The following is an 11612-nucleotide window of genomic DNA, read 5'->3' on the forward strand; positions in this document are numbered from 1 at the left end:
GAGGGCCTTTGTTTTAACGCAGGTTACTAGGGAATTCTGTGAGTGTAATCCCCCATACTAATGGAATAAGGAAATAAACGGCTATGGCTAAAATGAAAATGGAAATGATATTTAACCAAAAGCCTGCCTTAGCCATGTCAGGAATTCTCAGGTAGCCTGATCCGAATACCACCGCGTTTGGCGGTGTTGCCACAGGCAGCATAAATGCGCATGATGCGGCTACTCCGGCACCAATCATTAAACTGTATGGGTGTACATTAATCGCGACAGCAAGGGAGGCCATAATCGGGAACATCATTGTCGCTGTTGCTGTATTTGATGTAATTTCAGTTAAGAAAATGACTAGTGTAATGACAGCAAGCAAGATGATAAAGAAGGGTACTCCCTCTAATACGGTTAACTGTTCTCCAATCCATTGAGCAAGACCAGAATCTCTAAATCCGGCTGCTATAGCCAAACCACCACCAAAGAGTAAGAGGATACCCCAAGGCAGCTCCTTTGCTGTATCCCAGTTCATTAATGCCTTAGCCTTCTTATTTCGGGCTGGAATAACAAATAGAACAATGGAAGCGGCAATCGCAATAACGGCATCGTCAATACCCGGAACAAGGGGAGCGAGTATAAATGAGCGTGAGATCCATGCTAACGCAGTGATAACAAATACAGTCATAACTGCTTTTTCCTCATAGCTCATGTTTCCTAATGCTTTTCTTTCATCAGAGATAACCTTCCGTCCTCCTGGGATTTCTTTTAACTTCATTGGATAGGCTACTTTTACAAGATACACCCAAGCGATCGCCAATAAAACAACCGCAATCGGTACACCAAACAACATCCAGCGGGCAAAAGAAATATCTATGCCATAAAGTTCATCAATTGTACCCGCAAAGATCGTATTAGGGGCGTACCTATTAAGGTGCCAAGCCCGCCAATTGAAGCCGAATAAGCAATCCCAAGCATAAGAGCTTTACCAAAATTAAAGTTTTCTTTAGATGTATCAATCGGGTCATTCTTAAGAGAGTCAGCCACTTGATAAATAATAGCAAGGCCAATAGGGACCATCATCATCGCTGTAGCTGTATTTGAAATCCACATCGATAGAAATCCGGTGGCGACCATGAAACCGAGGATGATGCGCTCCGTATTTGTCCCAATCGCTGATATGATACCAAGAGCGATTCGCTTATGTAGATTCCATCTTTCCATTGCAAGTGCAATAATAAATCCACCCATAAATAAGAAAATAGTATCAGAGCCGTAGGAGGAAGTCGTTGCATCAAGGTCTAAGCCTCCAGTGATCGGGAATAGCACGATAGGTAACAGTGAAGTAACGGGAATAGGTATAGCTTCACTAATCCACCACGTCGCAATCCAAATGGTCGAGGCTAAAATAGCTTGCCCTTCACTTGATAACGTTTCAGGGTTGAAAAAGATCATCATAATAGCAAATAATAACGGACCAAGCCAGAGACCGATTTTTTGAGCTGGTTTATAATGGACTGGCGGTTCATCACCACCGCCATCTTCTTCTTCTTTGTGGCTTTTCTCTTCAAAAGAACTGCCTGTGTTTCCGCTTACAAAAAAGCTTAGCAGATCTTTTGCCTGCTGGTGGAGTTTCCACATATCATTCCACCAGTGGGAAAGTGCGTACTTCATAGGTTTTCCTCCTTTTAGGTGTGTGAACTTTTAAACTATTACGAAATCGCTCGAATTTCAAGTGTTTTACACTAGGATAATTTTGTATATTATCATCTATCACCATTATAATAGACATATAACAGCAATTATAGGAGGCTAAAGTAATGAGAGAACAAGTAGAGTTACATAAAGGCAAATTTTTAGAAGAACTGCAAGAATTTTTAAGAATACCGAGTATTTCTAGCTTATCAGAGCATAAACAAGATGTTCAAAAAGGTGCCGATTGGGTAGCGAATGCTCTAGAGAAAATAGGTATGGAGAATATTGAAGTCATTGAGACCGACGGCCATCCAATTGTTTATGCAGACTGGCTTCATGCAGATGACCGACCCACGGTGCTTATTTATGGTCACTATGATGTTCAGCCTGCAGATCCGCTTGAGTTATGGGATTCAAAGCCATTTGCTCCTGATATTAAGGACGGTAAAATTTATGCTAGAGGCGCGACGGATGATAAAGGGCAACTGTTTATTCATATTAAGGCATTAGAACTTCTTATGACCGAACACAGATCTCTGCCCGTCAATGTAAAGTTCTGCATTGAAGGGGAAGAGGAGATTGCAAGCCCGCATCTACCACCATATATTGATAAGAATACAGAGAAGCTTTCTGCTGATGCTGTGCTGATTTCCGACACTTCTTTTATTGAAAAAGGGCAGCCAGCGATATGTACATCATTACGTGGGGCTCTTGCCATGGAGGTAGGTGTGAAAACGGCCAATACAGACCTGCATTCCGGCTCGTATGGAGGCGGTGTTCCTAATGCCATTCACTCGCTCGTTCACATTCTCGACACCCTCCATGATCAAAAGGGAAAAATAGCCGTGGATGGTTTTTATGAAGGAGTTCCGACTGTAACGGATAACCTTAGAAAAGAAGTCGCAGCTATACCCTTTGATGAAGGAAAAACGATGCAAGAATTGGGATTAGACTCACTGTACGGAGAAAAAGGATTCACCTTTCAGGAGCAAACGGGGATCCGTCCGACTTTAGAAATCAATGGGATCACCGGCGGTTTTCAAGGTGAAGGCATTAAAACCATTGTACCTAGTGAGGCAAGTGCGAAAATAAGCTGCCGCCTTGTTGGTGAACAGGATCCTCAAGAGGTTTATGAGCGTATTGAACGGCATATGAAAACACATAAATTAGAAGGAAGCCGCATCACAGTAAATTCATTGATTCAAGCAAAACCAGTTTCATTAAATTCACAGGAACCTATGATCCAAAAAGCCGCAGAAGCGTATGAAAAAGTGTACGGTGTCAGACCGCTTTTTCCTAAAGAAGGCGGTTCAATTCCAATCGTTGAAGTATTTTCCAGAGTACTTGATGCCCCTGTTGTCCTGATGGGATTCGGTTTGCCATCGGAAAATCTGCATGCGCCAAATGAACACTTTCACTTAGAAAATTTCACACAAGGGATCGAAACCGTGTGCGAGTATTTAGAGAACCTCTAACATTCAAACGGGGCAGCTTATTTCGTGAAAGCCTGCCCCGCTATTTTATGAGCCTTCTTTTTCGTCTGCACAGTCAAAGCAATAAAGCGTTTTATCTTCACCAACCACACCATTCAAAAAACCATCTAAACAAGAGATTTCTTTGCCGCACTGACGGCAATTGCCTACGAGCTCCTGCATGCTATCACCATCCTGTGTTAATGATCTTCAATCAATTCCTTTAGTACAACGGCATGGTTGTATTCCGTTTCTTTTGCTGCAAAAAGAAGGACAAGCCGCTCGCTGTCAGCCATCTTTTTTAGTTCATCAAGTTTTTCAGTCCGTTCAGAGCTTTGCTGAATTTCCTTTTTATAAGACTTCTTGAATTCATAAAATTTCTCAGGATCATGGTCGAACCATTTTCTTAATGAGGAACTTGGTGCAATATCCTTCATCCATTCATCAAGGTCGGCATCCTCTTTTGATATACCTCGCGGCCAAACACGGTCGATTAGTATTCTATTACCACCTGTACGAGTGTCTTCATCATAGATGCGTTTGAGTACAACTGACATTCTATCACCTTCCTTGAAATTATTGTATAGTATTCCTTTACCCTAAATGAGTGAGATCAATCCCTGAAAACAAACCACTTTTTGACAAACACTAAGCTTTCATGGATGCACGAACATGCTGTTGCTTTCTTTGTTTAGACTGATAAAAAAGGAATAAACCAAACACACCAAGTACAACAACGGCGCAAAAGATATAAAGTGCTGAAAAACTTGCGAACGCAATTAGAAGGCCTAATACATAGGAGCCAATCGCAATACCTGTATCGTATAAAGTGAAGAAAGTGGCTGTAGCATGGCCGCTGCGATAATCAGAAGTGGATTGAACAGCTATCGTTTGGAGGCTTGGCAGTAAAGATCCATACCCCAAGCCGATTAACCCCGCTGATATTAACAATCCCCAGGCAGATTGGATGAAGCTTAGGCTGACTAATCCAACCGCAAAAATAAGTAAACATGGTAAAATGACAAAGCCAGGGCCTTTTACATCAAAGGTACGACCCATATAGGGGCGAGATAAAATCATGACAAAAGCAAAAACAACAAAAAAGTAACTGGAGACTTCTGACAATCCTAGAGAATTAGCGTACACGGAGATAAATGAAATAATCCCAGAGTAAGCAAAAGCTACCAAGCTACTAATGAACGCGATAGGCAAGGCTTTTACTTCAAATAAATCATGAATGGAAAGCTTGCTTCTAGTTGGAGATGAAGTTTGCTCTAGTTGTTTTGGCACATGAACAACACAAGAACAAACGAGACCAATGACCATCGATACACTTAAGGTTAAAAATAGTGTGTGGAATGAGGTGAATTGAAGCATGGTCAAGCCAATAAACGGCCCTACAACGACAGCTAAATTCATCGCCATAGCGAAATATCCTAGCCCCTCTCCACGCCTTTCGGACGGGATCACATCGGCTGCAATAGCTCCTGTTGCTGTTGTCAGCACCCCAAAGGAGAGACCATGAAAGAACCTTAATGCTAACAATGCCTCATATTGCGTGATCCACATATATAAGAATGTGGTCGCAGCAAATAGGGTAACCGACAGAACTAGGCCTCTCTTTTTGCCTATTTGCTCAAGTAGTCTGCCAGAAAATGGACGGACAACGATAGCGGCTATAAGCATCATCGTCACGAGTAACCCACCCTGCGCTCCACTTCCATCTAGGTTTTCTATTACATAAATAGGTAATGTCGTTAGTAAAGTATAAAAAGTTATAAAAACTACGAAATGTGCCAACGACACACTTATAAAGCTTTTAGTCCAAATCGGTTTTCTATTGTTCTTCATAATTGTTATTCCGCTCCTTGGACCCTAGTTTTCTCAAAAGCAATCTCAGTTGTTCTTCTTCTTTTGCAGACAAGCCTATTAAAATTTCATCCTCGTATGTTCTAATTATTTCTACTAATTCAGCCACTTTAGCATGTGCCTCGTTTGAAATCTCTATGATCCGTTCTCTTTTGTCTGATCCCTTTTCACGGGTGACCCAACCTTTTTCCACAAGACGAGTAATGGTTCTGGTAACAGTAGGTGCTTCTACATTTAAATATTGCCAGATGGATGTTTGTGTCATGGGACCCTTCTTATACAAACAATAAAGAATAGACCACTGTGAGAGGAACAATCCGTGGACCTTCAATCTTTCGTTAACTTGTTTATTCAACGTACGGACTTGTTGATTTAAAAGGTGTAACAAATGATGATTAGAAAAATTCACTATATTCACTCCTGATATTTACTTAGGTAAGTAATGCGCATGAAGAACATACTAAAAGATCATGATTCTTTTGTAAAGAGAAGAGCCCTAACTTATAACCAGTAATCCCTCTCACCAAGTGAATTTGCTCGCTAGGTGAGGGGGTTTTTTTGTGTTATCTTATCTATAGTTATTCAATCACGTAATAAGGCAGGAGAATGGTATGTCGAAGGAAATTATAGTGAAAATAAGCGAAAAGCACGTAAATAAGTATAGAAAAGGGTATCCGTTGCTGCACAAAGAGGCGATGATCAATCAACACGAGTTACGGGATGAGGGCACAACCTTGAAGCTTGTTGATAGAAGAGGAAATTTTATCGGAAAAGCTTACTATGGAAAACAAAACAAAGGTTCTGGCTGGATAGTGACCCGCAATGAGTCGGAAGCTATCGATGAGACTCTTTTTAATAAAAAAATTAAACGAGCATTGAAGGATAGAGAGAACTTATTTATGGATCCAGAAACCACAGCCTTTCGAGTATTCAATGGAGAAGGGGATGGCATTGGCGGTTTTACCATTGATTATTATGCTGGCTACTATTTAATCAATTGGTACAGCGAAGGAATCTATTCATTTCGTAATCATGTCATCGAATCATTGAAAAGTAATGTTGAATACAAAGCCATTTACCAGAAGAAACGCTTTGGAAAGCAAGGCCAATATATTGAAGAAGATGAGTTTGTCGCTGGAGAGCGTGGGGAGTTTCCTATTATAGTCAAAGAAAATGGTGTGGATTTTGCTGTCTATTTAAATGAAGGTGCCATGGTAGGGATCTTCCTTGATCAGCGTGAAGTGAGAAGAGCTATCCGAGATCAGTATGCCAAAGGTAAGACGGTGCTTAACACCTTCTCCTATACGGGTGCCTTCTCAGTGTTTTCCGCACTTGGCGAAGCATCACATACAACGAGTGTCGATTTAGCGAACCGCAGCTATGCGAAAACGATCGAGAACTTTAGTCTTAATGGGATTGATTATGAAGCTCAGGATATTATTGTCGATGACGTATTCAAATACTTTAAATATGCTAAAAAGAAGCAGAAATCGTTTGACCTAGTTATTCTTGATCCCCCAAGCTTTGCCCGGTCAAAGAAATTCACCTTCCGTGCTGAGAAGGACTATACGAATCTGCTGAAAGAAGCGATTGCGATTACTGAAGAACAAGGTGTCATTATAGCTTCAACAAACTGCAGCAAATTTGGTATGAAGAAGTTCAAAACATTTATTGATAAGGCTTTTAAAGATGCTTCAGTAGCATATAAGCTGATTGAGGAGTATTCGCTTCCTGAAGATTACAAAACGATTTCTGAATTTAAAGAAGGGGATTATCTTAAAGTTGTTTCTATACAATTGCTAAAAGGATAAGCTTGTCTTAATCATGTCTCTCCTATAAATAACATTCGTTTATGGTCAGTTTGGGTAAATACGAGGGTGGGAAAACTGAGTATAGACGATTTTTATATAAAAGGAGCGGTTAGAATATGGGTAAATTAGATGGTAAAACAGCTTATATTACTGGTGGTGCAGGCGGTATTGGCAAAGAAACAGCCAAGTGCTTCTTGCAAGAGGGAGCTAAAGTTGCACTTGTTGATCTAGAGGAAGAGGCTCTGAGTAAAGCTAAATCTGAAGTTGAGGAATTTGGTGAAGTCGTTACCATTCAAGCCGATGTAACAAATGAATCTGAGGTAAAGAAATATGTACAAAAGGCAGTGTCAGAATTAGGTTCACCTAATATCTTCTTTAATAATGCTGGTATTGAGGGAAAAGTTGCGCCTATTGTTGAACAATCAGTGGATGATTTCGATAAAGTAATGGGAGTGAATGTTCGAGGAGTCTTTTTAGGTCTAAAACATGTATTGCCCGTTATGGCGAAAGAAGGCAGCATCATCAATATGTCCTCTGTAGCTGGTTTAATGGGAAGTCCTGGTGTAGCTCCTTATGTTGCATCAAAGCATGGTGTTGTGGGTTTAACTAAAACAGCTGCACTTGAGGCTGCCGAGGAAAATATCAGAGTGAACTCCATCCATCCATCACCAGTAAACACACGAATGATGAGATCACTGGAAGAAGGAATGAATCCTGGTAAAGGCGAAGAGGCAAAAGAATCCTTCACAAGTACCATTCCTCTCCATCGTTATGGGGAAACAGCTGATATAGCAAATTTAGTATTATTCCTAGCTTCTGACGATAGTAAATTTGTTACCGGCGGACAATATCGTGTAGATGGTGGAATGGGCGCAACATAATTCATGTAAGGAATTGGAGGGCAGCTTTAAAAGGCTGCTCTTCTTTTTTGTGTTTTTCATACTGAGTAGGGGTAATGATTTTTTCTTTATGACGCAAAAGCATCTTTAAGGCCTTCTGTGAGCTTTCTTAGCAATTAAGGTCTTATGGCATGTCAAATCTATTAAACCGCCTTTAAAAGGCTTTTATTTCATTTAAATTTGACTCGATTGTACATTATTTTAGAACTTTTACTCTATTATCCATTCCTGAAGCATTTTCGTAGTTTAGTTCATCTTGTTTTGCTACAGATAAATCCTATAGTTCTTGTTTACAATAACTGTGAGAAAAGGGGGTAGTTACTAACAGGAGAATAGAATATACAAAAAAGTGTACTTGCAAACAATTTGTTTTCAAAAAGAACACATTTCAGTTTGCAAGTAAACAAATAAGTACGCAAGCTGCTTTTACAGTAGGTGTGCTTATTTGTGTGCAAGAATTCATTTTTGTGTTCTTGCGTGCACAAAAGAACACGCAAAAAGGCACATTGACTATTATGAGAAATTTTAATATGTTTGATATAGAGGCAGGTTATCTCTAGTAACCTACTGTTTGAAATAAAAAGGAGAGTTTAAAATGACAAAATCAAGAATTGCAGCTGTTGATGTAGGAAATGATGCAGTAAAAGCAAATTTCGGAAAATTGGAATCTGAACTATATATCCCTAATGTCATTGCAAGAGACTTAGAAGATCGCCCTGTTATAGGCATTGAAGATCTAGATGACAAGGACCCACTCGACAACTTACATATACGTGTCCATTCACCGGCACTCGCTGAAAATAATGCTATCTATCGTGTAGGAAACCTTGCAGCAAAAAGTGACAACTCTACAGAGCTTGATCCTGGGAGCAGTAAATCAGAGGAAGATCAAACACTTGTAATGCTATTTGCATCTCTAGCAATGGATTCAGTAGCTAATAAAGATGCTAAATCCTCAAAGAATAATGTTGTCGAGGCTAATTACACATTAGGAACAGGGTTGCCTCTCCGTGAAGTTAAAGAAGGCAAAGACGTAGGCTATCGTTCACAACTTCTAGGCTCTGTGCATCAAGTTGAATTTCTCGTTACACCGAAATACCAAGGTATGAAAGTGAATATCAAATTCGATGAAGTCAAAGTGTACCCTGAGGGATTTGCAGCGTTCGTTAACCTTGTTATGGATAATGACCTTACTATCATTAATAAGGACTTGATTGATAAGCAAATCCTTATTCAGGATATCGGTGGTCTATCTACTGATATTGCGGTGATTAGAAATAGAAATGTAGACGATGATAAGGCTCAGGGCTTTAACCTTGGTGTGGCAGAATCGTTGGAGCAGATCAGAGAGGAAATCTTGACGAAACATGGAGTGGAGTTAGACAGTCGTCGTGATGTGGTCGACATTATCACAAGGAAAAATGATCGTCATCACATTATGGTTAGGGGAAGCCGTACAAGTGTCCATGACATTACAGATCGCATTTTGTTGGAATTGGCTAAAAAGCAATACCGCTTTTTAAGAAATGTATGGCAGAAAAACTCTCAGTCCGAGATTTGCTATTTTGTTGGCGGTGGATCTGCTGTACTGAAAGACTACATTAAAACACTTAACAATAAACTGGATGGCTTCAACATTGACTTTTTTGAAGATGAAAATGAAAGCATTTGGATGATGGCCAATGCGTATTATAAGCTCATTTCTGACTTCGTGCGTAAATCTGAGAAAGAAAACAAGAAAACAGAAGTTACTCCATCAAAGTAAGGTGATTAAATGAGTAACACCAAGAAGAGTGTTGAGCGGGGACAGTCCATTACGTTTCGTGTTCCTTCCGACACTCCTGATCACTTATTGAAGCAATTGACCGAGCTTAAAGAAAAAGAAAGAAGAAACTTTTCAAGTAAAATTGCACAATACGTTATGGATGGGGTTAGTGAATCAATTTCTAAAGAAAAAGAAACAGTCACAATCCCACTACCTAGAAAACTGACGAAAGAACAACGAAGCTGGATGAAGCATGAGCATTCTGAAGCGCTAATGGGAAGCATCATCTACCAGCTTATGATCGATCCAACAAGAGCAATGACACTTTTAGCCTCACTAAACAGTAACTCCGTAGATATCAACGACGCATTGTATTTACAAGAAGAAACAGCAGCAACAATGTCAAATGTTGAATATGAAGTGCAAAAAGAACCTGATGTTACTGAAGAAGCTGAAATGGAATTTGATGATAGTGCTCTAGATGACTTAAGCCTTGATAATCTTCATGGTGAACTGCATCAAAATCAGAGTGAAGAGCAAGGGGAAAAAGAGGAAGATGATGACCTTCTTGGTGATTTTCTGTCCAGTATGAATAAATAATACCGAGAGCCAAAAGCCTATAAAGCTTTTGGCTCTTTCAAATTCCCGGACTTAGGAGCCAAATTCCCAGACTTAGTTATATGTATAATGAAAGAACTGCTATAATTATAGCAGTTCTTTTACAATGGGTTATGGTCGGCAAAGGCAAGAAAAGTTCTCTCTTCTTCAATTAATCCACAAGCTCCGCATTGGACTTTATATTCCGGGCCTCTATAGTCCATATGGAAGGTAGCTAATTGGCCAGTATCGCATTCTGATAGGACTTCACCAGTTTTGGGGTCCAGTTTAACTGAAGTAGAAAGTTGTTTGATTTTATTAAATCTGGAACGGTTCGTCTTGCAGTTAGGGCATAAATATGGATGCATATTTTTCACCTCCAGGAATTATTTTATACTATTACCCCCTCCTTATACAAAAAGTAGTACAAAATGTTATGAAAACTAACTAATCCTACTACATTAACTGAAAAGTCGACATTTCCCGGGAAATATCGATTAATATCTACAGAAGATTAAATAGAAAAGTGGGATAGCTGAGAAATTTCGTGTAATACAGAAGGGTAAGTGAGTAAGATGGATGCAATTGTTCTTTTTAGTATCATCATTGTGGCAGCCTCTATTCTACAAACGAGTACTGGTTTTGGTTTTTCAATAATGGCAACACCATTTTTACTATTATTGTTTGAACCAAAAGAAGCGATCCAAATAAACTTGATACTATCATTAGTGATTTCAGTAGCTCTTATACGGAAGGTCCATCAGGATGTAGATGTGACTATATTAAAGAGGTTTATCACAGGTAGCTTCTCAGGATTAGTATTAGGAATCGTTATATTCTTATATGTTAATACAGCTCAATTGAAGCTAGTAGTAAGCTTGGTTATTTTACTGTTAACATTTCTGTTGATCCTTTCTTTTCGGGTGAAGCAAACAAAAGAAAGAGATTTTTTCGTAGGGGGTATTTCCGGGGCTTTAACGACTAGCATTGGTATGCCAGGCCCGCCTTTACTTCTTTACTTTTCAGGTACGGGAGCAAGTAAAGAAAAGATCAGAGCAACCACTCTTGCCTTTTATTTGTTTATCTATTCAGCAAGCTTAGCTGTCCAGATTGTGTTTGTGGGAGCGACTCAAACTGTATGGGTGTCAAGTGCATTAGCTTTGCCGCTAGTGATCATTGGATTGGTTGTAGGTCAAAAGCTTTTCATGTGGGTGAGTCAACGTTTGTTTAGGCTATTTACTTATATCCTCTTGCTGTTTACTGGCTTTTATTTACTTCTAGAACGTTTAATCTCAAATGGGTAAAAGGAGAAAAAGTCAGCCTGCTGGGCTGACTAAAGATCCAATGAATTAAATGTATTACCACATGAGCTGTGTTAGGAGGGGCGGTTATGCTCGTTGTTTATTAAGGAAAATCCTTCCTTTGTAGGTTTTTTTACTAGCTCTCTTTTCTTTTGTACACGCTTAGGGGAAATTTTGTTTTGGAGATCTGTCAATATAGTGGACATTCATAGACCGGTATT

The 11612-nt window shown here is 39.6% G+C and carries 11 protein-coding genes and 1 pseudogene; 6 read left to right on the plus strand and 6 right to left on the minus strand.

The window, feature by feature from the left end; genetic code table 11:
- Positions 1–13 precede the first annotated feature (13 nt).
- Positions 14–1656, minus strand: a pseudogene (locus MUO15_RS14945) (SLC13 family permease).
- A gap of 146 nt (positions 1657–1802) precedes the next feature.
- Here MUO15_RS14945 and MUO15_RS14950 point away from each other — a divergent pair.
- Positions 1803–3152 (plus strand): dipeptidase, encoded by a 1350-nt coding sequence (locus tag MUO15_RS14950; RefSeq protein WP_245030342.1) that lies wholly within the window; start codon positions 1803–1805, stop codon positions 3150–3152.
- Positions 3153–3197: 45 nt separating this feature from the next.
- Here MUO15_RS14950 and MUO15_RS21710 read toward each other — a convergent pair whose 3' ends face one another.
- The 4 genes from MUO15_RS21710 to MUO15_RS14965 form a co-directional block, all read right to left on the minus strand.
- Complete coding sequence (locus MUO15_RS21710; protein ID WP_256464135.1) at positions 3198–3332, minus strand: hypothetical protein; 135 nt, start codon at positions 3330–3332, stop codon at positions 3198–3200.
- 17 nt (positions 3333–3349) lie between these two features.
- Positions 3350–3706, minus strand: coding sequence for a DUF488 domain-containing protein (locus MUO15_RS14955; protein WP_245030344.1), 357 nt, complete (start codon positions 3704–3706; stop codon positions 3350–3352).
- A 91-nt stretch (positions 3707–3797) separates the two neighbouring features.
- Complete coding sequence (locus tag MUO15_RS14960; RefSeq protein ID WP_245030345.1) at positions 3798–5000, minus strand: MFS transporter; 1203 nt, start codon at positions 4998–5000, stop codon at positions 3798–3800.
- Positions 4987–5427 carry a MarR family winged helix-turn-helix transcriptional regulator gene (locus MUO15_RS14965; RefSeq protein WP_245030347.1) on the minus strand — a complete coding sequence of 147 codons (441 nt, stop codon included), beginning with the start codon at positions 5425–5427 and terminating at the stop codon, positions 4987–4989. The genes MUO15_RS14960 and MUO15_RS14965 overlap by 14 nt, the downstream gene beginning before the upstream one ends.
- Positions 5428–5629: 202 nt before the next feature.
- Between MUO15_RS14965 and MUO15_RS14970 the strand changes: the two genes are divergently transcribed.
- The 4 genes from MUO15_RS14970 to MUO15_RS14985 all read left to right on the plus strand — a co-directional run bounded on the left by MUO15_RS14970 (position 5630) and on the right by MUO15_RS14985 (position 10093).
- Entirely contained in the window at positions 5630–6829 is a 1200-nt protein-coding gene (locus MUO15_RS14970; protein ID WP_245030349.1) for a class I SAM-dependent rRNA methyltransferase, read from the plus strand.
- Positions 6830–6945: 116 nt separating this feature from the next.
- Positions 6946–7710, plus strand: a complete 765-nt coding sequence (locus MUO15_RS14975; protein WP_245030351.1) for an SDR family NAD(P)-dependent oxidoreductase — start codon at positions 6946–6948, stop codon at positions 7708–7710.
- Between the two features lie 613 nt (positions 7711–8323).
- Positions 8324–9493 carry a ParM/StbA family protein gene (locus MUO15_RS14980; protein ID WP_245030353.1) on the plus strand — a complete coding sequence of 390 codons (1170 nt, stop codon included), beginning with the start codon at positions 8324–8326 and terminating at the stop codon, positions 9491–9493.
- Between the two features lie 9 nt (positions 9494–9502).
- Positions 9503–10093 carry a hypothetical protein gene (locus MUO15_RS14985; RefSeq protein WP_245030355.1) on the plus strand — a complete coding sequence of 197 codons (591 nt, stop codon included), beginning with the start codon at positions 9503–9505 and terminating at the stop codon, positions 10091–10093.
- Positions 10094–10212: 119 nt separating this feature from the next.
- On the opposite strand, the gene MUO15_RS14990 is transcribed toward MUO15_RS14985, so the two are convergent.
- Positions 10213–10458, minus strand: a complete 246-nt coding sequence (locus MUO15_RS14990) for a DNA alkylation repair protein (RefSeq protein WP_245030357.1) — start codon at positions 10456–10458, stop codon at positions 10213–10215.
- 207 nt (positions 10459–10665) lie between these two features.
- Between MUO15_RS14990 and MUO15_RS14995 the strand changes: the two genes are divergently transcribed.
- The gene (locus MUO15_RS14995) at positions 10666–11394 is read left to right on the plus strand and encodes a sulfite exporter TauE/SafE family protein (protein WP_245036049.1); all 729 of its coding nucleotides are present in this window, start codon (positions 10666–10668) and stop codon (positions 11392–11394) included.
- The last annotated feature ends 218 nt before the right edge of the window (positions 11395–11612 follow it).

The organism is Halobacillus amylolyticus (assembly GCF_022921115.1).
GTDB classification, from domain to species: domain Bacteria; phylum Bacillota; class Bacilli; order Bacillales; family Halobacillaceae; genus Halobacillus_A; species Halobacillus_A amylolyticus.